At 65.8% G+C, this 21032-nt stretch carries 18 protein-coding genes; 13 read left to right on the plus strand and 5 right to left on the minus strand.

What is annotated here, in order from left to right:
- Positions 1–75: 75 nt before the first annotated feature.
- On the minus strand, positions 76–1530 hold the full coding sequence (locus tag R6258_RS11665; RefSeq protein ID WP_318450431.1) for a M48 family metalloprotease: 1455 nt from the start codon (positions 1528–1530) through the stop codon (positions 76–78).
- Positions 1531–1628: 98 nt separating this feature from the next.
- Between R6258_RS11665 and R6258_RS11670 the strand changes: the two genes are divergently transcribed.
- Positions 1629–1874 carry a sulfurtransferase TusA family protein gene (locus R6258_RS11670; protein ID WP_318450433.1) on the plus strand — a complete coding sequence of 82 codons (246 nt, stop codon included), beginning with the start codon at positions 1629–1631 and terminating at the stop codon, positions 1872–1874.
- Positions 1871–2968, plus strand: coding sequence for an AI-2E family transporter (locus R6258_RS11675; RefSeq protein WP_318450435.1), 1098 nt, complete (start codon positions 1871–1873; stop codon positions 2966–2968). Before R6258_RS11670 ends, R6258_RS11675 begins: the two co-directional genes overlap by 4 nt.
- Before the next feature lie 3 nt (positions 2969–2971).
- Here the strand turns inward: R6258_RS11675 and R6258_RS11680 are convergent, their stop codons facing one another.
- Entirely contained in the window at positions 2972–3448 is a 477-nt protein-coding gene (locus R6258_RS11680; protein WP_318450437.1) for a peroxiredoxin, read from the minus strand.
- A gap of 220 nt (positions 3449–3668) precedes the next feature.
- On the opposite strand from R6258_RS11680, the gene dapA reads away from it, so the two are divergent.
- From dapA to purC, 4 genes are all read left to right on the plus strand, one after another.
- Entirely contained in the window at positions 3669–4553 is an 885-nt protein-coding gene (gene dapA / locus R6258_RS11685; protein ID WP_318450438.1) for a 4-hydroxy-tetrahydrodipicolinate synthase, read from the plus strand.
- Positions 4554–4590: 37 nt separating this feature from the next.
- A complete protein-coding gene (locus tag R6258_RS11690) occupies positions 4591–5538 on the plus strand; it encodes an outer membrane protein assembly factor BamC (protein WP_318450440.1) in 948 nt (315 codons plus the stop codon).
- A complete protein-coding gene (locus tag R6258_RS11695; protein ID WP_318450442.1) occupies positions 5538–6347 on the plus strand; it encodes an MBL fold metallo-hydrolase in 810 nt (269 codons plus the stop codon). Before R6258_RS11690 ends, R6258_RS11695 begins: the two co-directional genes overlap by 1 nt.
- 66 nt (positions 6348–6413) lie before the next feature.
- Positions 6414–7127, plus strand: a complete 714-nt coding sequence (purC, locus tag R6258_RS11700) for a phosphoribosylaminoimidazolesuccinocarboxamide synthase (RefSeq protein WP_318450444.1) — start codon at positions 6414–6416, stop codon at positions 7125–7127.
- A gap of 61 nt (positions 7128–7188) precedes the next feature.
- On the opposite strand, the gene tsaA is transcribed toward purC, so the two are convergent.
- Positions 7189–7935 (minus strand): tRNA (N6-threonylcarbamoyladenosine(37)-N6)-methyltransferase TrmO, encoded by a 747-nt coding sequence (tsaA, locus tag R6258_RS11705; protein WP_318450446.1) that lies wholly within the window; start codon positions 7933–7935, stop codon positions 7189–7191.
- 184 nt (positions 7936–8119) lie between these two features.
- Here tsaA and R6258_RS11710 point away from each other — a divergent pair, with 184 nt between their 5' ends.
- Together R6258_RS11710 and R6258_RS11715 are read left to right on the plus strand one after the other, a co-directional pair.
- Positions 8120–8686 (plus strand): cupin, encoded by a 567-nt coding sequence (locus R6258_RS11710; protein WP_318450448.1) that lies wholly within the window; start codon positions 8120–8122, stop codon positions 8684–8686.
- Positions 8687–8766: 80 nt separating this feature from the next.
- Positions 8767–9357 (plus strand): GNAT family N-acetyltransferase, encoded by a 591-nt coding sequence (locus tag R6258_RS11715; RefSeq protein ID WP_318450450.1) that lies wholly within the window; start codon positions 8767–8769, stop codon positions 9355–9357.
- A gap of 13 nt (positions 9358–9370) precedes the next feature.
- Here R6258_RS11715 and nadC read toward each other — a convergent pair whose 3' ends face one another.
- Positions 9371–10225: a carboxylating nicotinate-nucleotide diphosphorylase gene (gene nadC, locus R6258_RS11720; RefSeq protein WP_318450452.1), complete on the minus strand. Its 855-nt coding sequence runs from the start codon at positions 10223–10225 to the stop codon at positions 9371–9373.
- A 76-nt stretch (positions 10226–10301) separates the two neighbouring features.
- Here nadC and ampD point away from each other — a divergent pair, with 76 nt between their 5' ends.
- The 5 genes from ampD to R6258_RS11745 all read left to right on the plus strand — a co-directional run bounded on the left by ampD (position 10302) and on the right by R6258_RS11745 (position 20308).
- Positions 10302–10862 (plus strand): 1,6-anhydro-N-acetylmuramyl-L-alanine amidase AmpD, encoded by a 561-nt coding sequence (ampD, locus tag R6258_RS11725; RefSeq protein WP_318450454.1) that lies wholly within the window; start codon positions 10302–10304, stop codon positions 10860–10862.
- Between the two features lie 306 nt (positions 10863–11168).
- The gene (aceE, locus tag R6258_RS11730) at positions 11169–13853 is read left to right on the plus strand and encodes a pyruvate dehydrogenase (acetyl-transferring), homodimeric type (protein ID WP_318450456.1); all 2685 of its coding nucleotides are present in this window, start codon (positions 11169–11171) and stop codon (positions 13851–13853) included.
- A gap of 119 nt (positions 13854–13972) precedes the next feature.
- Complete coding sequence (gene aceF, locus R6258_RS11735) at positions 13973–16048, plus strand: dihydrolipoyllysine-residue acetyltransferase (RefSeq protein ID WP_318450458.1); 2076 nt, start codon at positions 13973–13975, stop codon at positions 16046–16048.
- 249 nt (positions 16049–16297) lie between these two features.
- Entirely contained in the window at positions 16298–19360 is a 3063-nt protein-coding gene (glnE, locus tag R6258_RS11740; protein WP_318450460.1) for a bifunctional [glutamate--ammonia ligase]-adenylyl-L-tyrosine phosphorylase/[glutamate--ammonia-ligase] adenylyltransferase, read from the plus strand.
- A 156-nt stretch (positions 19361–19516) separates the two neighbouring features.
- A complete protein-coding gene (locus tag R6258_RS11745) occupies positions 19517–20308 on the plus strand; it encodes a hypothetical protein (protein WP_318450462.1) in 792 nt (263 codons plus the stop codon).
- 10 nt (positions 20309–20318) lie between these two features.
- Here the strand turns inward: R6258_RS11745 and R6258_RS11750 are convergent, their stop codons facing one another.
- The gene (locus R6258_RS11750; protein ID WP_318450463.1) at positions 20319–20990 is read right to left on the minus strand and encodes an HAD family hydrolase; all 672 of its coding nucleotides are present in this window, start codon (positions 20988–20990) and stop codon (positions 20319–20321) included.
- Positions 20991–21032 lie beyond the last annotated feature (42 nt).

Consider the following 21032-nt stretch of genomic DNA (forward strand, 5'->3'; position numbering starts at 1 on the left):
CGAAGCCCGAAGCCCGAAGCCCGAAGCCCGAAGCCCGAAGCCCGAAGCCCGAAGCCCGAAGCCCGAAGCCCGAAGCTAAAACTGCTGGAGCGCCTGGCGATAGTCGAGGTAGTCCTTGCGGCGTTCCTTCAGGCGGCTGGCCATGCCGAAGTCGCCCTCGCGCTTGGCGTTGTCCTCGGCGATGTCGAGCTGCTTGATGGCGCGGTCGATATGCCCGGTCAGCTGCAACTCTTCGGCGCGGGCCAGCAGCCCCCAGGTCTTGTGGCCACTGCGCCCGGCGGCTTCGGCGAGCAGGTCGTATACGTGCGGGTTCTCGGGCGCCTGGCGGCTCAGGTCGCGCAGCACGGCGAAGGCTTCGCCGGGGTCGCGCTGCAGCAGCGCGCGGGCGCGGACCAACTGTGCCGGCAGGTAATTCGGAGTCAGCCGCAGGATACGCTCGCTGCGGGTCAGGGCGGCTTCGTAACGGCCGGCGTCGAGGGCGATCTGGGCGGCGCTGGCGGGAATCAGCGTCAGGTCGGGCCACGCGTCGGCCAGGCTGTCGAGCTGGGCGAGGGAGGCATCGATGCGGTTGCCGTGCGCGGCGGTCAGCGCCTCGAGGTAGGCGATCGCCGCCTGGGGCGCGTTGTCCTGGCGCAATTCGGCCATCGCCTGGGCGGGGTTGTCGCTGTTGAGACCGAGCAGGGCGCGGGCGCGGACCATCGCATAGGTCGGGTCGTCCGTGTCGCGCCGCGCGGTCCGCGAAGCCTGGAACTGATCGGCGCGCGCCTGGGTATCGCTGATGCGCGATTCGGTGACCGGGTGGGTGAGCAGGAATTCCGGTGGGTTGCCGCCCTGCAGACTGGTCAGGCGCAGCATGGCGCGAAACATCGCCGGCATCGCCTCGGGGTCGAAGCCGGCCTCGGCCATCGCCTCGAGCCCGACACGATCAGCTTCCTGTTCGAAGCGCCGCGAGTAGGCCAACTGGTCCTGAATGAAGGCCGCCTGCGAGCCCATCATCGCCGCCACCCCGGCGTTGCCGGCGCCACCGGCGGCGAGCACCATGCCGGCGAGCATCGCCGCCATGGTCGGTAGCTGGGTCTCCTCGGCACGCTCCATGCGCCGCGCGTAGTGGCGCTGCGACAGATGGCCGAGTTCGTGGGCGAGTACCGAGGCGAAGGCGTCCTCGCCATTGGCGAAGGCGAACAGACCCTGATTGACGCCGATCACGCCGCCCGGCACGGCGAAGGCGTTGAGCATCCGGCTGTCGATGAGGGCGACCGTCCAGTCGAGATCGCCGACATTGCTGTACGGCAGCAGCCGGGCGATCAGCGATTCGACATAGGCTTCGGCGATCGGGTCCTGCCAGGTGTGGGTCTGGGCGCGGAACTGGCGCAGCCAGGCGCGCCCCAGCCGGTATTCCTCGCCGCCCGAGACGCTGGCCCCACCGCTGCCCAGCGCGGGTAGCGAATCGCCGCCGACGGCCTGGGCGACCGGTAGCGGGGTGAATGCCAGCAGTCCCGCCAGCAGCCCTGACTTCACGACACTCGACATGGCCTTCCTCGTCGTCTCCAAGCGTTTATGTCCGACATTGATTCACCCGGCAAAGTGCCTTTAAATCGAGACGGTTTTTCATTCTCCCGGGAGGTGGCATGGCCCTGCAACCCACTGATCGACTCGATACGCGCGGCCTGGCCTGCCCGTTGCCACTGCTCAAGGCCAAGCAAGCGTTGGCGCGCCTGACGGTGGGTGACATCCTCCACGTGGTGGCGAGCGATCCCGGGTCGTGGCGCGACTTCGAGGCCTTCGCCGCGCACAGCGACCACGAACTGCTGGAGCGCGACACGCGCGACACAGATTATCACTACTGGATACGCAAGGGCGGTAACCGAGCATGACCATGAAGGAGGTCTTCAAGACCTGGTTCGAGCGCTACTTCTCCGACGAGGAGGCGGTCGTCCTGTTGCTGGTGCTGGTGCTAGGCTTTGCCGCGGTGTTCTGGCTGGGCAAGATGCTGGCGCCGTTCTTCACGGCGCTGGTGCTGGCCTTCCTGCTGCAGGGGGTGGTCAGTTGGCTCGAGCGTCATGGGTTGCCGCGACTGTTGTCGGTACTGCTGGTGTTTCTGGTGTTCGTCGGTGCGCTGCTGGCGCTGGCGCTGATCGTGCTGCCACTGGTCTGGAACCAGCTGCTCGAACTGGTCCAGGAGAGTCCACGGATGTTCGATAGCGTGCAGGGGTGGCTCGATGAGATGCAGGCGCGCTACCCGACGGTGATCACCCCGGCGCAGATCGACGACTGGATCGCCACCGCCGGACGCGAGGCGACCCAGCTCGGCCAGCGTGCGCTGACCTTCTCGCTGGCCTCGCTGGGCAACCTGCTGGGGCTGATCATCTATCTGGTGCTGGTGCCGATCCTGGTGTTCTTCCTGCTCAAGGATCGCGAACCGCTGATCCGCTTCATGCTCTCGTTGCTGCCGCAAAAACGCACCCTGATGACGCGCATCTGGTACGAGATGGACGATCAGATAGCCAACTACATCCGCGGCAAGGCGATCGAGATCGTCATCGTCGGCGGCGCGGCGTACATCACCTTCTGGTTCTTCGGCCTGCCCTATGCCGCGCTGCTGGGGTTGACGGTCGGGCTATCGGTGCTGGTCCCCTACATCGGCGCGGCGGTGGCGACCCTGCCGGTGGCCGCGGTGGCCGGGTTCCATTTCGGGCTGGGCGATCAGTTTCTCTACGTGATCGTCGCCTACGGCGTGCTGCAGGCGCTCGACGGCAACGTGCTGGTGCCGGTGCTGTTCTCGGAGGCGGTCAACCTGCATCCGGTATCGATCATCCTCGCGGTGCTGTTCTTCGGCGGCATCTGGGGCTTCTGGGGCGTGTTCTTCGCGATCCCGCTGGCGACCCTGCTCAAGGCGCTGGCGCGCGCCTGGCCACGCAGCGTCGCGCAGCGCGACCAGCCGTTGCGCCAGGTCGATCTACAGGACTGAAACTTACCCCTGGGCGTGCAGTTCGCGGGCCGCGTCGAGCACCTCGGCGACGTGGCCCGGCACCTTGACCTTGCGCCATTCGCGGGCCAGGTTGCCGTCGGCATCGATCAGGAAGGTGCTGCGCTCGATGCCCAGATGCTCCTTGCCGTAGAGCTTCTTGAGCTTGATGACGTCGAACTGGCGGCACAGCGCCTCGTCCTTGTCGGAAATCAGCTCGAAGTTGAAGCCCTGCTTGGCCCTGAAGTTCTCGTGGGCACGCAGGCCGTCGCGCGAGACGCCGAGAATCACCGTGTTGGCGGCCTCGAAATCGGCCTTGTGATCGCGAAAGTCGCCGCCCTCGGTGGTGCAACCGGGGGTGCTGTCCTTGGGATAGAAATAGATCACCACCTGCCGGCCGCGCAGTTGCGAGAGGGTCACGGTGGTGTCGCTGGTGGCCTGGGCGGTGAAATCCGCGACCGGCTGGCCGACACTGATGCTCATGGCTGACTCCTGACGTGAATGGACGTCGGCGATTACACGCAAGCGTGGGGGCGCTGTAAAGCCTTGACGACGGCAAACGGCGTTAAGGTGCTTCGGCATCTGTACAGGCTTTCGTCGCCTGAGTACCATTTGGGGCCTGGACCGGGCACCGATTACGTGGGTTATCGGCGGGTAGGTCGTCCATGACCGACTCGGCCGCTTCACAGGAGAGCATCGCAGGATGATCACAGGCAGCATCGTCGCGCTGGCGACCCCGATGAAAACATCCGGTGAGATCGACTGGGAGGCGCTGCGCCGCCTGGTGGGCTTTCATCTCGACAACGGCACCGATGGTATCGTCGCCGCCGGCACCACCGGCGAGCCGACCACCATGTCCTTCGCCGAACACTTCGACGTCATCCGCACCGTGGTCGAGGAAGTTAACGGGCGTATCCCGGTGATCGCCGGCACCGGAGCCAACGCGACCTCCGAGGCCGTCGAACTGGCGCGCTACGCCAAGGAGGTCGGCGCCGACTATTGCCTGTCGGTGTGCCCGTATTACAACAAGCCGACCCAGGAAGGCCTGTTCCAGCACTTCAAGGCGGTCGCCGAGGGCGGCGATCTGCCGGTGATCCTCTACAACGTACCGGGGCGCACCTGTTCGGATCTTTACAACGAGACGGTCTTCCGGCTGGCCGAGATCGACAACATCGTCGGTCTCAAGGACGCCACCGGCAACCTCGAGCGCGCCGAGGAGCTGGTCGACCGCCTGCGTGACACGGGCTTCGCGCTCTACTCCGGCGACGATCCCACCGCCTGCGAGTTCATGCTGATGGGAGGCCACGGCGACATCTCGGTGACCGCCAACGTCGCGCCGCACGCCATGCACGAGCTATGCCGGGCCGCGCTGGCCGGGGATACCGAGCGTGCGCACCAGATCAACACGCGGCTGATGCCGCTGCATACCGCGCTGGGCGTCGAGGCCAATCCGATCCCGGTGAAGTGGGGGCTCAATCGCATGGGCTATGCCGATCCCGGGATCCGTCTGCCACTGACCTGGCTGTCCGAGAAATACCACTCCACCGTCGGCGAGGCCCTGCAACTGGCCGGTGTGCTGGATGACTGAGGCCAGCTCTGGCCCGCACCCACAAGAAGGTAGAAGCATGAACCCCGTCTTCACATGGATGCCGCTGATCGTGGCCGCCGCCGTTGCCCTGAGTGGCTGCGGCCGCGATGGCTACTACTACGATCGCAGCGACGAGTATCAGGCCGCCGAGATGAGCCAGCCGCTGGATCTGCCCGATGCGCGCCGTTCCAGTCGCTACCAGAACGCCATGCCGGTGCCGGATGCCAGCAACGACTTCAGCGCCGAAGGCGACTTCCAGGTGCCGCGCCCGCAGCCGCTGGCCGGCAGCCGCGACGCGGACCTGCCCTATGTCGAGCTGCGCGAGGCGGGCAGCGATCGCTGGCTGCTGGTCAATGCCTCGCCGGGTAGCGTATGGCCGCAATTGCAGGGTTTCGTCGAAAGCCGCGGCCTGACTGCTTCCACCCTGGATGCATCGCAGGGCCGAATCGTCACCGACGAGGCCGATTTCCAGGTCCGCCAGGGGTTGCGCAACGGGACCAGTGAAGTGCGCTGCAGTGCGCCGGGCGCGGGCGGACAGTGTCTGGCCGCGCTGCAGGGGTATCTCGATAGCCGCAGCGAGCAGGCCGGCGGTGTCTCGCTGGCCGCTCAGGGTCTGTCCCAGGAGGAACGGATCCGCCTGCTCAAGCGCAACGACCGCTGGCAGTTGCAGCTGGCGCTGGGCATCGACCGCGCCTGGTCGGAGCTGCATTACCAGCTGACCAACAACTTCACCGGCGAGGGCCGCAAGCTGGTCGACCAGAATCGCAGCGCCGGCGACTTCCTCGTCGACTATACGCCGCGCGAGGAGGACGGCGGCTGGTTCGACTGGTTCGGCGCCGATGCAGAGCCGCGTCGCTACCGCTTGCATGTCGCTCCGGCGGGTGCCGGCGAGAGCCAGGTGACGGTCGCCGCGGCGGATGGCGAGAGCCTGGCCGACAGCGAGGCCCGCGCGGTGCTCGACGCCCTGGCCTCGACGCTGCGCTGATGGACGAGCGGGTATCGCAAGCGGCCCGATTGCCTGGCGGGCAGGCCTTGAGCTTCGCCTCGCTGGGCAGCGGCAGCAAGGGCAACGCCACGCTGGTCAGCGACGGCGAGACCCACGTACTGGTCGATTGCGGCTTCGGCCTGCGCGAGACCGAGAAGCGCCTGGCACGTTACGGCTTGCATCCCCGCCAGCTGGCCGCGGTGCTGGTCACCCACGAGCACGGCGACCACATCAGCGGCGTCGGCGCGCTGGCGCGGCGCCACGGCCTGCCGGTCTACCTGACCGCTGGCACGCTGCTGTCGCGGCGCCTCGGCGAGGTGCCGCAGCATCAGTTGATCGTGCCCCAGGCACGCTTCGCCATCGCCGGACTCGAGATCGACCCGATTACGGTGCCGCACGACGCCCGCGAGCCGGTGCAGTTCCGCTTTCATGCGCGCCAACGCACGCTCGGCGTGCTCACCGACCTGGGCCATCCCACCGAGCATGTGGTCGCCAGTTTCCAGCGCTGCGACGCGCTGTTGCTGGAGTGCAATCACGACCCGCAGATGCTTGCCGACGGACCCTATCCGCCGCGTCTCAAGCGGCGTGTCGGCGGTAACTGGGGGCATCTGGCCAACGTCCAGGCACAGGCGCTGCTCACCCGGATCGGACTCGATCGCCTGCAGCGCATCGTCTGCTCGCATCTCTCGGAGCACAACAACCGCCCGGAGCTTGCCCGCGAGGCCCTGGTGCCGCTGCTCGACGGCGATGAATCGCGGTTGGTGGTGTCCGCCCAGGACCGCGGTTTCGACTGGCAGGTCGTCGCGTGAACGTGGCTATGACTCAGGCGCAGGCAGGCGACGACTCCTTCAATGACGCTTTCAGAGAAACTCCTCATGGAAAAACGTGACGCGCTGTATGCCGGCAAGGCCAAATCCGTCTACCGCACCGACGACCCCGAGCGCCTGATACTGCATTTTCGCGACGATACCAGCGCCTTCGACGGCGAGCGCGTCGAGTCGTTGGCCCGCAAGGGCATGGTCAACAACAAGTTCAATGCCTTCATCATGGGCAAGCTCGAGGCCGCAGGCATTCCGACCCACTTCGACGGGCTGGTGTCGGATACCGAATGCGTGGTCAAGAAGCTCGAGATGATCCCGGTCGAGTGCGTGGTGCGCAACCTGGCCGCCGGCAGTCTGGTGAAGCGCCTGGGGGTCGAGGAGGGGCGCGAGCTCAATCCGCCGACCTTCGAGCTGTTCCTCAAGAACGATGCCCAGCACGACCCGATGATCAACGAATCGCTGGCCGAAACCTTCGGCTGGGCGACTCCCGAGCAGCTGGCACGGATGAAGGCGCTGACCTTCCAGGTCAACGACGTGCTCAAGCAGCTGTTCCTCGACGGCGGCATGCTGCTGGTCGACTACAAGCTCGAGTTCGGGATGTTCAACGGCGAGATCGTGCTCGGCGACGAGTTCTCGCCGGACGGCTGCCGGCTGTGGGACGCCAAGACCCGCGAGAAGATGGACAAGGACCGCTTCCGTCAAGGGCTCGGCGGGGTGATCGAGGCCTACGAGGAAGTCGGCCGGCGCCTGGGTATCGTCTTCGACTGAGGACGCGGTTACCGGAAGCGCGAAAGCGGCCTGCGGGCCGCTTTCGTCGTTACATGCCCAGTCAAGGTCCGAGGTCGGTCAGCGGAACGATCTCGACGACCTCGAAGGCGATATCCGATGAGTCGTCGCCGTGGGCCCGAAAGCGCACGTCGACGTCCCTCAGCGCGACTCCGTAGCGGCGCGCGTCGCGACCGCCCCGGTAGGCCGGGCGCGGGTCCTGGGCAAGTACCTGAACGATCAGCCGGCGCAGCGAGTCGCCGTCGTCGCGCCCGGCCAGGCGCGCCTCGGCGAGGGCACTGAAGGCCACGCTGTGTCGGGGCGGCGGCGCGGGGGCGAAGCCGGCAGCCGCGGCGGGGCGCGATTCGGCCCACGGCAGGTAGGGCTTTATGTCGAGTACCGGCGTGCCGTCGACCAAGTCGTGACCGCGCAGGTGCAAGCGTACGCCGCCCCGGGTATCGATCCGTTCGAGTTCGACCAGCGACAGGCCCAGGCGATTGGGACGGTGGGTGCTGCGGGTGGCGAACACGCCGAGTTTGGCGTTACCGCCCAGGCGCGGCGGGCGCACCAGTGGCGTCCAGCGTTCGGGGCTGCGGTGAAAGACGAAGGTCAGCCAGAGATGGCTGACGTCCTCCAGGCCGCGCACCGCGAGCGGCTCGTCGAAAGGCGGCAGCAGCGTCAGCACCGCACGTGCCTCATCGGCCAGGCCGGGTTGGCGGGGGATGCCGAACTTGTCGGGATAATCGCTGGCGATGCGGCCGATGGCCTGCATCGTGAAGCTGGCGCCGGGCGCTGAGTCGATATCGTGCATCGCGACATTATGCCGACGGGGCGGGTACTGCGCACCCTCCGGGCACACGATCGGCCTGCTGGCCGGCAGGGGCGGGGGCGCCTACCTTATAAGGCCATGGGCTCTACACTGGGCCTGGACATGGAAGCCCGCCAGCGTCTTATCGAGCGCTGGTTTGATGACCGAACTTGGCGAGGGAACGCTCATGAGTTTTCTACGGGTCTATCACGAAGCCGATGGCCAGCAGCCATTGCTGGCGACGCGTGATGATGCACGGATCAGCGGTGAGCTCGAGGCTCACGGCATACGCTTCGAACACTGGCCGCTGCGCCATGCGCTGGGGCCGGCGGCCGATCAGGAAACGGTATTGGCGGCCTATGGCGAGGAGCTCGCGCTGCTACGCCAACAGACCGACTTCGCCATCGCCGAGGTGATCGGCCTGACTCCCGACCATCCCGACAGCGCGGCACTGCGCGAGCGGTTTCTCGAGGAGCATCACAACAGCGATGAGGAGGTGCGCTTCTTCGTGCGCGGGGAGGGGATCTTCTACCTGCATCTCGCCGAGCGGGTCTATGTGGTGGGCTGCGTTGCGGGCGACCTGATGACGATACCCGCCGGCACGCGGCACTGGTTCGACATGGGGCCGGCGCCGGACTTTACCGCGATCCGCCTGTACAGCGACCATCGCGACCGGGTGGCCAGCATGACCGGCAGCCGCATCGCCTCACGCTTTCCGCGTTTCGAGGCGCTCAGCGAGGAGCGGGCGGCTTGATCACGGTCTCGATCATTTTCATGGCACGGGCCATGCCGGGCGGCGTCTTGGCGATGCACCCGACCGAGGGGGAGTGACCCATGCAGCAGCGGATTCGTTACCGGGCGGCGCTGGGGCGGGACGCCGCGGATCAGGCCGAGGTATTCCATCATGCGGTGATGCAGGGCGCCGCCGGGCGCTACACGCTGGCGCAGCGCGAAGCCTGGGTCAGCGCGCTGCCGCGCGAGGCCAGCGCCTGGCTCGCCCGCCAGGCGCTGTATGCCACCTTGGTGGCCGAATGCGACGGGCACTGCGTAGGGTTCGTCGAACTCGACACGTCCGAGGGGCGCATCGAAACGCTGTATGTGTGGCCTTCACTGGGGCGCCGGGGCATCGCCACGCAACTGCTCGAGCTTGCCGAGCAACGCCTGCATGAGCAGGGCATGACGCGGTTGCGCATCGAGGCCAGCCTGGTGCTCGCTGATGCGCTCGAGCGGCGTGGCTGGCAACGCGTCGGCGACGAATGGGTCGAGCGCCAGGGTGAATCGCTACCCCGGGTCGGACTCGTGAAGGCGCTCGGCGGGATTCCGCTCGGCGGGACTCCGCTCGGCGAGGGGGCACCCCGCGGGATTCCGCTCGACGAGGGGTCGCCCCGCGAAGCGTCGCGCGGCAAAACGCCACACGACGAGTGAGCCGTACAGGCGATCAGCGGGTCTCGACGTGACCGATGCGCATCGACAGGTCGATCGCCTTGACGTCCTTGGTCAGCGCGCCGATCGAGATGCAATCGACGCCGGTGGCGGCGATCGACTCGAGGGTGGTTTCGCTGACGTTGCCCGAGGCTTCCAGGATCGCCTTGCCGTCGGTCAGGCGCACCGCTTCGCGCAGGTCGTCGAGCGAGAAGTTGTCGAGCATCACCACGTCGGCGTGCGCCTCGAGCGCCTGGGCCAGTTCGTCGAGGTTCTCGACCTCGACCTCGACCGAAAGGTCGCGGGCGATGTGGCGTGCCTCGCGCACGGCTGCCGCGATACCGCCGCAGGCGGCGATATGGTTTTCCTTGATCAGAAAGGCATCGTAGAGACCGATGCGGTGGTTGTAACAGCCGCCACAGGTCACGGCGTATTTCTGGGCCAGGCGCAGCCCGGGCAGCGTCTTGCGGGTATCGAGCAGGCGCACGCCGGTATCGGCGACGCGATCGGCGTAATGGCGAGCGCGGGTGGCGGTGGCCGACAGCGTCTGCAGCAGATTGAGCGCCGGGCGTTCACCGGTCAGCAGGCTGCGCGCGGGGCCCTCCAGCTCGAGAAATACCTGACCGGCTTCGAGGGCGTCGCCGTCGGCGGCATGCCAGGTGACGTCGACGCGACGGTCGAGCCGACGAAACAGTTCGTCGACCCAGGCCACGCCGCACAGCACCGCGTCCTCGCGGGTGATCACCTGGGCGGACGCCCATTGGCGCTCGGGAATCAGCTGGGCGGTGATGTCGCCGGGGCCGACGTCTTCGGCCAGCAGCCGGGCGGCGCTGGTGCGGATCTCCTCGGCGAGGGCCTCGTAGTAGTGCATGGCTTTCCCTGCTCGTTGGTGTGCGACAATGCGTCCATTATAGGGAATGCCGGGCGCTTACGGCAGGGGAGGAAGCGTGCAGATTACCCAGGGTTGGCTTGCCGAGGCGCGCCGCGTCGCGTCGCCCAACTGCAACGAGCGTCCGCAGGACGAGATATCGGCGCTGGTGATCCATGCCATCAGTCTGCCGCCGGGCGAGTTCGGCGGCGATGCGATCGAGCGGCTGTTCACCAATCGCCTCGATGGCGCAGCGCATGCCTACTTTCGGGCGATCGAGGGGCTGCGCGTCTCGGCTCATCTGTTGATCCGCCGCGACGGGGAGTTGGTGCAGTTCGTGCCCTTCGAGCGGCGCGCCTGGCACGCCGGGCGCTCGCGCTGGTTCGACGGCGAACGCGAACGTGTCGAGCTCAACGACTTCAGTATCGGCATCGAGCTCGAGGGCGACGACATCCAGCCCTACCGCGACGCCCAGTATCGAGCGCTGGCGCGAGTGGTGGCGAGCCTGCTGGAGAGTTACCCGCAGCTGACCGCACAGCGCATCACAGGCCATGCGCGAATCGCCCCGCTGCGTAAGAGTGATCCCGGTCCGAGTTTCGATTGGGCCTATTTTCGTCAGTGTTTGGCCGCCAAGTGCTGAATTTGTAGCTAGGCTACACTCAACGGCCAAAGGATAGAGACCCAGAGGTAAGTGGCTAATGTTGCTATGCAATATGCAGAGATGGAAAGGATTTCCAGAGTGCCGCCAATTGGCAGACAGGTACGTTTGCGGTATCTTCGGGCCGGCATTTGTGACTATCGCATGCATATTTGTAAAACGATTACATACCCTGTTTGACGGAGACACGACCCTCAGAAAGGTCGGCTCGCACTGAAGAGCGCCCAATGTCGCCACATATCGTGTGGGGGCAGACTGACACCTTATCTTCATTCGGAGACACGTCTTATGAGTCTGGAGGCAAGAGAAGATATCGATCCGACCGAAACCTCGGAATGGGTTGATTCCCTGGTATCGGTCGTCGATCGGGAAGGCGAGGAGCGTGCTCAGTATCTGTTGAGTCGTCTGGCCGACCGACTGCGTCGCGATGGCAGGGTACCGCCGTTCTCTGTGACTACGCCCCATCGCAATACCATTCCGGTTCATCGCGAGGCGAAGATCCCCGGCGACATGTTCACCGAGCGCAAGCTGCGTTCGGCGATTCGCTGGAACGCCATGGCCCAGGTCCTGCGTGCCAACAAGAAGCACAAGGGGCTGGGCGGCCACCTTGCCAGTTATCAATCCTGCGCAACGCTCTACGAAGTCGGCTTCAATCACTTCTTCCGCGCCGACGACGGCGAGCACAAGGGCGATCTCATCTACATCCAGGGCCATGTGACCCCGGGTATCTATGCGCGCTCCTTCCTCGAGGGCCGGCTCACCGAAGAGCAGATGGACGGCTTTCGTCAGGAGGCCGACGGCGAGGGGCTGCCCTCCTACCCGCACCCCTACCTGATGCCCGACTACTGGCAGTTCCCCACCGTTTCCATGGGGCTGGGGCCGATTCAGGCGATCTACCAAGCGCACGTCATGAAGTACATGGACTCGCGCGAGCTGACCGACATGCGCGACCGCAAGGTCTGGGCGTTCCTCGGCGACGGCGAGTGCGACGAGCCGGAATCGCTGGGCGCGCTGCACCTGGCGAGCCGCGAGAACCTCAACAACCTGATCTTCGTGATCAACTGCAACCTGCAGCGTCTCGACGGTCCGGTGCGCGGCAACTCGCGGATCATGGACGAACTCGAGGGCGTGTTCCGCGGCGCCGGCTGGAACGTCATCAAGGTGGTCTGGGGCGGTCTCTGGGACCCACTGCTCGAGCGCGACAAGCACGACATGCTGCAAAAGCGCATGGACGAGGCGGTCGACGGCGAATACCAGAACTACAAGGCCAACGGCGGCGCCTACACCCGCGAGCATTTCTTCGGCAAGTACGAAGAGACCCGCAAGCTGGTCGAGGACTACTCCGACGAGGACATCTTCCGTCTCAATCGTGGCGGCCACGATCCGCAGAAGGTCTACGCGGCCTACCACGAAGCGGTCAACAACGCCGGCGATCGGCCCACCGTTGTGCTCGCGCACACCGTCAAGGGTTACGGCATGGGCGGCGGCAGCGGCGAAGCCGACATGGAAGCCCACCAGATCAAGTCCATGGAAGACGACGCCCTCAAGGCGTTCCGCGATCGCTTCGGCATCCCCGTCTCCGACAAGCAGCTCGAGAACGGCGAGATTCCCTATTACAAGCCGGACGACGACAGCCCCGAGATGAAGTATCTACGCATCCAGCGCGAGAAGCTCGGCGGCTTCCTGCCCAAGCGGCGTACCGAATACGAGACTCTCGAGATTCCGGGGCTGGACGACAAGATGTTCGCCACCCAGACCAAGGGCTCGGGCGATCGCGAAGTCTCGACCACCATGTCGTTCGTGCGCGTCCTCAACGGCCTGGTCAAGCACAAGCAACTGGGCTCGCGGGTGGTACCGATCATCCCCGACGAGGCGCGTACCTTCGGCATGGAGGGCATGTTCCGCCAGTTGGGCATCTACGCCTCCGGCGGCCAGAAGTACGATCCGGTCGATGCCGGCCAGATCATGTATTACCGCGAGGACAAGAAGGGTCAGATCCTCGAGGAGGGCATCACCGAGGCCGGTTCGATGTCCGCCTGGCTGGCCGCGGCAACCGCCTACGCCAACCATGACGTGACGCTGATCCCGTTCTACATCTACTACTCGATGTTCGGCTATCAGCGCGTCGGCGACCTGGTCTGGGCCGCCGGTGACCTGCAGGCACGCGGCTTCATGATCGGCGGCACCGCCGGACGCACCACCATCAACGGCGAGGGCCTGCAGCATCAGGACGGCCATAGCCATATCCTGATGTCGACGGTGCCGACCTGCCGCTCCTACGACCCCTGCTATGGTCACGAAGTCGCGGTGATCCTGCAGGACGGCATGAAGCGGATGTTCCAGGACCGTGAGAACTGCTTCTACTATCTGACGGTGATGAACGAGAACTACTCGCACCCCGAGATGCCGGAAGGCTGCGAAGAGGGCATCGTGCGCGGCATGTATCTGCTGCGCGAGGGCGAGACGGGCAAGAAGGCGCCGCGCGTGCAACTGCTGGGCGGTGGCACCATCCTGCGCGAGGTCGAGGCCGCCGCCGAGATGCTGGCCGACGAGCATGGCGTCGTCGCCGACGTATGGAGCGTGACCAGCTTCAACGAGCTGCGTCGCGAGGCCCTCGACTACGACCGCAACCAGTTCCTGTCGCCGGACGACAAGCGTGAAAAGCCCTGGGTCGTGCAGCAGCTGGAAGGTCGCGAGGGCCCGGTGATCGCGTCGACCGATTACATGAAGCTCTATGCCGATCAGGTACGGGCCTGGGTGCCCGGCGATTTCCATGTACTGGGGACCGATGGCTACGGGCGTTCGGACACGCGCGAGGCACTGCGGCGCTTCTTCGAGGTGGATCGCTACTACGTCACCGTAGCCGCGCTTCGCGCCCTGGCCGAGCGCGGTGAAGTCGACCGCAAGGTCGTTGTGGATGCCATGAAGAAGTACGGCATCGATCCGAGCAAGCCGAACCCGGTGGACTCCTGAGGCGCCTGCGAACGGCTGATCAGGTGACAGGCGAGCTATTCTGAGAGACATGCCAGCGTAGCCCGCCTGCCCTGCACGATTTGCGCCTGCGGCGAGCATGATTAGAAAGGAGCGCGACCTTGAGTAGCGAAATCATCAAAGTCCCCGACATCGGTGGCAGCACCGACGTCGAAATCATCGAGATCGCGGTGTCCGAAGGCGACGAGATCGCCGCCGAAGACACCATGATCACCCTCGAGTCCGACAAGGCCAGCATGGACGTGCCGGCGCCCAAGGGCGGCAAGGTGGTCAAGGTACTGGTCAAGGAAGGCGATACCGTTTCCGAAGGCGACGACATTCTCGAGCTCGAGACCGAGGGTGGCGGCGACGACGAACAAGCGGCATCGAAAGACGAGCAAGACGCCGACGAGAAGCAGGACGAGGCCAAGCAGGACAAGCCCCAGCAAGGCAAAAAGAGCGCCGATGCCGGCTCGTCCAAGAGCGAGGCCCAGCCGGCCAAGAAGTCGGGCGGCAAGCGTACCGTCGAGATCAAGGTGCCCGATATCGGCGGCAGTGAAGACGTACCGATCATCGAGCTGGCGGTTGCCGAGGGCGACGAGGTCAGCGAGGAAGATCCGCTGATCACGCTCGAGTCCGACAAGGCCTCGATGGACGTGCCGAGCCCGTATAGCGGCAAGCTCGTCTCGCTGGCGGTCAAGGAGGGCGACACCGTCTCCGAGGGCGACCTGATCGGTACCATGGAGATTGCCGGCGAAGGCGGTGAAGAAGAGTCCGAGAGCGAGCCGGAGCAGTCGAGCGGTGACGAGGCGGCCGGCGAGACCGACGAATCTCAGAGCGACGAGGCCGAAGAGGCTGAAGGCTCGGAGGAAGGCGAAAGCCAGCGCAAGGAGATTCGCGTTCCCGATATCGGCGGCAGCGAGAACGTGCCGATCATCGAGCTGGCGGTCGCCGAGGGCGACGAGATCAACGAGGAAGATCCGTTGATCACGCTGGAATCCGACAAGGCCTCGATGGACGTGCCGAGCCCCTTCAAGGGCAAGCTGGTCGAGCTCGCCGTGAAGGAGGGCGACACCGTCTCCGAGGGCGACTTGATCGGCTATGTGGAAGTCGCAGGCGCCAAGCCGGCCAAGCCCAAGAAGAGCGAGTCGCCCAAGAAGGAGGCGGCTTCCGACAAAGGGGCTGACAAGAGCGCCGGCAAGGCCGACGCCAAGTCTCAGAAAGCCGACTCCGGAGCCCAGCAGGCTGCACCGGCCGACCAGCCGCGTGACGGCAAGCTGGTGCACGCCGGCCCGGCGGTACGCATGCTGGCGCGGGAACTGGGCGTCGACCTGGGGCGGGTCAAGCCCAGCGGTCCCAAGGATCGTGTGCTCAAGGAAGACGTCCACGCCTACGTCAAGCAGGCGATGAAGGCCCAGCAGGAGGGTGGCGCCAAGGCCGCGCCGGCGGCGGGCGCTGGCTCGGGCATTCCGCCGATCCCCGACGTCGACTTCAGCCAGTTCGGCGAGGTCGAAGAGAAGGCGATGGGCCGGCTGATGAAGATGGGGGCGACCAACCTGCATCGCAGTTGGGTCAACCTGCCCCACGTCACCCAGTTCGACGAGGCCGACATCACCGAACTGGAAGCCTTCCGCAAGTCGATGAAGGCCGAAGCCGAGGCTCAGGGCGCCAAGCTCACGCCGCTGCCGTTCTTGATCAAGGCCTGCGCCTACGCGCTGCGTCAGTACCCGCAGTTCAACGTCAGCCTGAAGAGCGACGGCGAAACCGTGGTGTGGAAGAAGTACGTGCACATCGGCATCGCCGTGGACACGCCGGATGGCCTGATGGTGCCGGTGATCCGCAATGCCGATCAGAAATCGCTGATCGAGCTGGCCAAGGAGTCCGTCGAGCTGGCCGGTAAGGCGCAGAAGAAAAAGCTCAAGCGCGAGGAGATGCAGGGCGGTTGCTTCACCATCTCCAGCCTCGGCTCGATCGGCGGCACCGCCTTCACGCCGATCGTCAACGCGCCCGAAGTGGCGATCCTGGGGATCTCCAAGTCGCAGATGAAGCCGGTCTGGAACGGGGCCGAGTTCGCGCCGCGGCTGATGATGCCGCTGTGCCTCTCCTACGACCACCGTGCGGTCAATGGCGCCGATGCGGCACGCTTCACGGCGTTCCTGTCGCAGGCATTGAGCGATATCCGGCGCATGCTGATGTGATCGGCTGACACCGGGCGGGTCTGGCACCAGGCCCGCGCATGCAGCAAAAAATAGACGGCGCCCCACACGGAGCGCCGTTTTTCATGTCTGTCTTTCATGTCTGTCGGGTTGGGTGAGCGGCTGACGACCATTTGACGAGGTGCAGCGGTTCAGTGTCGGCGGGCCGTTCGCTATGCTAGGACGAGCAAAGACAAGGGCCTGCTAAATCAAGGGCTGCCGCCCGGCCACACACCGTTTCAGGACCTACTCATGGCGCTTTCCGAAGGCTTTTTGCCGACGACCGACATTCCCGCTTCGCTGCATCCGCGGCTGGGCCAGCTCGAGCAGCGTCTGCGCGAGGCGCTCGGCGAGGCGGACGCCCGCGCCGAGCGCAACGAGGAAGAGCCGCCGAGCGAAGCCTGGGCGGCATTGCCCCAGGCGCGCCGTGGCGAGCTTGCCCGGGTGCTGGCGGTCTCCAATCTGGTCGCCGAGAGTCTGATCCGCTACCCCGGCTGGCTGGCCTACCTGGATGCCGAGGGCGAGCTGGATCGCGCCCCGGAGCGTGAGCAGTACGACCGGCTGCTGGCCGACGCCCTCGAGCGGGCCGCCGACGAGAGCCAGCTGCACGCCGCGCTGCGACGCTTCAGGCGCGCGCGCATGCTGGGCATCGTCTGGCGCGACCTGATTCGTCCCGACGGCGAGGATATGTGGCAGACCGCGGCCAGCGTCTCGTGGCTCGCCGAGAGCTGTCTTGAAGGTGCGCTCGGCTGGTTGGAGGAACACTTCGCGCCGCGCTGGGGGCGCCCGGCGGCGACTGCGGACGGCGAAGCGCAACGCCTGGTGGTATTGGGCATGGGCAAGCTGGGTGCCGGTGAGCTCAACCTGTCGTCGGATATCGACCTGATCTTCGCCTATCCCGAGAAGGGCACCACCCGCGGTGGCAAGCGCGAGTACGATCATCAGGAATACTTCACCCGCCTGGGCCAGAAACTGATCGGCGCGCTCGACGCCGTCACCGCCGATGGCTTCGCGTTTCGCGTCGACATGCGCCTGCGTCCGCTGGGCGACGGCGGTCCGCTGGTCGGCAGCTTCACCATGCTGGCCAGCTACTACCAGGACCAGGGCCGTGAATGGGAGCGCTACGCAATGCTCAAGGCGCGCCCGGTGGCCGGCGATATCGACGCCGGCCGCGCGCTGCTCGCCGAACTGCGCCCGTTCGTCTACCGCAAGTACCTGGATTTCGGGGCGATCGAATCGCTGCGCGAGATGAAATCGCTGATCAATCGCGAGGTGCGTCGCAAGGGCATGACCGGCAACATCAAGCTGGGGCCCGGCGGCATCCGCGAAGCCGAGTTCGTGGTCCAGGCCTTCCAACTGATCCGCGGCGGACGCGACACCGAGCTGCAGGTTGCCTCGCTCAAGACGGCCCTCGAACGCCTGGCGCCGCTCGAGCTGCTGCCCCAGGCGGTGGTCGACGAACTCACCCCGGACTATGTCTTCCTACGCGATCTCGAGCACGCCCTGCAGGCGCTCGACGACCGCCAGACCCAGACGCTGCCCGACGCCGCCGGAGAACGCGAGCGGGTGGCGCTGGGCATGAGCCGTGCCGAGGCCTGCTTCGATGATTGGCCGGCGCTGGTCGCCCGGCTCGACGAGGTCCGCGAGCGTATTCGCGGGCATTTCGACGCGGTGATCGCCGATCCCGAAGAGGATACCGAGACGCCGGCGGCTGAGGCGGTTGCCGACGAGGCGACGGTGCCTCTCGACGAATGGCGTGCGCTGTGGCGCGGCGAACTGGCCGAGAGCGAGGCGCAGGCGCTGCTCGACAGGGCGGGCTTCGAGGCATCGGTATCGCTGCGCAGGATCGAGGGCCTGCGCCAATCGCGCGCCGTGCAAGGCATGCAGCGGATCGGCTTCGAGCGACTCGATGCGCTGATGCCGCTGCTGCTCGATGCCGCCGCCGACAGCGCGGCGCCGACCACCGCGCTGGAGCGTGCCCTGCCGCTGATCGAGGCGGTGCTGCGGCGCACCGCCTATCTGGCGCTGCTGCGCGAGAACCCCGATGCGCTGGACCACCTGATGCGTCTGTGCGGAGCGAGTCCGTGGATCGCCGAGCAACTGGCCCGCCATCCGGTGCTGCTCGACGAACTGCTGACCCCGGCGACCCTCTATTCGCCGGCCGACAAGGCACGCCTGGCCGACGAACTACGCCAGGCGCTGGCGCGGATTCCCGAGGACGACGAGGAGGCCCAGCTCGAGGCGCTGAGGGTCTTCAAGCATGCCCAGGTGCTGCACGTGGCGGCCTCCGACATCGCCGGGGCGCGCACGCTGATGAAGGTCAGCGACTATCTGACCTTCATCGCCGAGGTGGTCCTCGATCAGGTGCTGGTGATGGCCTGGCGCAATCTGGTCCGCAAGCATGGCCGCCCGCAGCGGCGCGACGGCTCGCGGGTCGGCCGCCAGGTGCCGGAATTCCTGATCGTCGGCTATGGCAAGCTGGGCGGCATCGAGCTCGGCTACGGCTCGGATCTCGATCTGGTATTCATCCATGACGGCGCATTGAAGGGCAGCACCGACGGCAAGCGAGCGATCGACAATCCAGTGTTCTTCACCCGCCTGGGCCAGCGCATCATCCATCTGTTGACCGCGGTGACTCCGGCCGGGGCGCTCTACGAGGTCGACATGCGCCTGCGTCCCTCGGGCAACTCGGGGCTGCTGGTCAGCAGTCTCGATGCCTTCGCCGACTACCAGCGCAACCAGGCCTGGACCTGGGAGCACCAGGCGCTGGTGCGTGCCCGGGTCGTCGCCGGCGACGATGTTGCGGCGGCCGGTGCCGCGGCGGCCGGTGCCGCGGCGGCCGATGGCGCGTCGCTCAGGGAACGCTTCGCGGCGATCCGCGGCGAGGTGCTGGGCCGAGCGCGCGATACGCAGGCACTGCGTGACGAGGTGGTGGCGATGCGCCACAAGATGCGCGATCACCTCGGCAGCGGGGCGAGCGAACGCGAAGCGGGGCGCTTCGACATCAAGCAGGATGCCGGCGGCATGATCGACATCGAATTCCTCTGCCAGTATGCGGTGCTGGCGATGAGCCATGACGAGCCGGCGCTGCTCGAATGGAGCGACAACATGCGGCTGCTGGAAACCCTCGAGGCGACCGGACGTCTGCCGGCTAGCGACGCCAAGTCGCTGCGCGAGGCGTACCTGGCCTACCGTGACACCAGTCATCGCCAGGCGTTGACCAAGCAGGGCGGGCGCGTATCGGCGGAGGATTTCGCCGACCATCGTCGGGCGGTGAACGACCTCTGGCAACGCTGGCTGGAGCCGGGCGACTGAGCCTGCGGGAACTGCTTGGCGCAGCGCGCCACAGGCATGCGGATTTTTGGTCAGTTTTGGCTAGGCTTGCTACAGGATAATGCAGGGCGAGTAGCGCTCGACTAGTCTCACGTCCCCATCGCGAGGCCGGAGTCCTCGCCAGTTTTCGGGAGGCCAATGACAAGGATCGTTATGCTCGAATGGATCTCGCAGCATCAAAAAATACTCAGTCTCGTCATCAATTTCGGCACACTGCTGATCTGGCTGGTCTACGCGCAGCTGCTGTATCTGGGCTTTCGTCGCCAGCGTCGTCCACGGTTGATCATCAATCGCGGCAAGAACAAGAACATCAACGCGCTGTGCATCATCAGCAACATGAGCGTCGAATCGATCTTCATCGAATACATCGTCGCCACGCTCGAGACCTCGCGGGGCGACATCATCATGGACATCACCGATTTCGAACAGTCGTACAGCGAAGACGACGAGCAGGGGGGCGGCGAGCAGAAAGGCGGCGAGCAGGAGAGCCGAAAGTCGCGGCGCGTGCTCAGCGAGTCGCCCGTCAACGAAAACACCCGTCAGGGGCCCCTGGGGTCGGGTGAGTTCGTGCACATCGGCACTTTCCATGACCTGATTCGCCGCATGCTGCGCCAGCAAGGCATTGGAATGGAGCACTATCGGCCCAAGGGCGATCTGCAATTGCACAAGCTGACCATCCGCCTGATCGGCATCTATGGTCCCGAGGATCTGCCAATCGGCGCCGAACGCTCGTTCGACTTGGAAGATGATGGCAACGACTACTCCTTGACCCCGGCCACCTGGGATACCAAGCGTATGGCCTCCATGCGTATGCGGCGCAAGCTGCGTCAGCAGATCCAGGAATTGAACTCGACCAATTTCGAGGCTTCCACGATCAAGTGGAAAGAAGAAGAGGCTGAAGAGGAAAAGGTCCGCGAAGGGGCGCGATAAGTGGCGTCCGCTAGCCTCCAAGCCGGGCGAGACCGCCCTCGAGATCGGTGAGGTCCGGCAGGGTAACGCTATTGGCCGGAAACGGCGAATGGCTGGCGTCGTCGGCAAGGATGCCGACGAAATGCGTGCCATTGGAACGTGCGGCCCGATAGTCGTTGTAGGAATCGCCGATCATCACCGTGCGCGCCGCATCGAAGCCATGATGATCGAGTAGGTTACGCAGACCGTTGACCTTGTCCGGCGGCGCGCCCAGTACGTCGTCGAACAATCCGCTCAAGCCACGCTGCGCGATCACTCTTCGTAGCTCCGCCTGAGGTGTCGCCGAGAGCAGGAACAACGGCCGGCGATCTCGCCAGCGTTCCAGAAACTCATGCGCGCCGGGCAGCATCGGCGCCTCGGCGACCCGCGATTCGATGTGTTCAGCGAAGGCGCGAGATAACGCGCGGATGCGCGCCTCGGAGATCGGCCGGCCGAGGATGTGCGCTTCGATGTGGTGAAACTTGACGTCGCGTGGCTGGCCCCCGCCGCGCGCCAGGTAGGCGCGAATGGCCTGGCGTAGCGGCTCGGGTTCGTCGCGATAGAAGTCGGCGAAGGCACTGCGCTTGAGGCGCGCCGAATCGAGAATGACCCCGTCGCAATCGAAGACCAGCGCGTCGAAGCGATGTTCGAGAGGCTGCGGCATGAGAGTGCTCGTTATCACGCGAGCGGGCCCGTCATCGGGCCC

Source organism: Halomonas sp. HP20-15 (genome assembly GCF_033446685.1).
GTDB lineage: Bacteria > Pseudomonadota > Gammaproteobacteria > Pseudomonadales > Halomonadaceae > Modicisalibacter.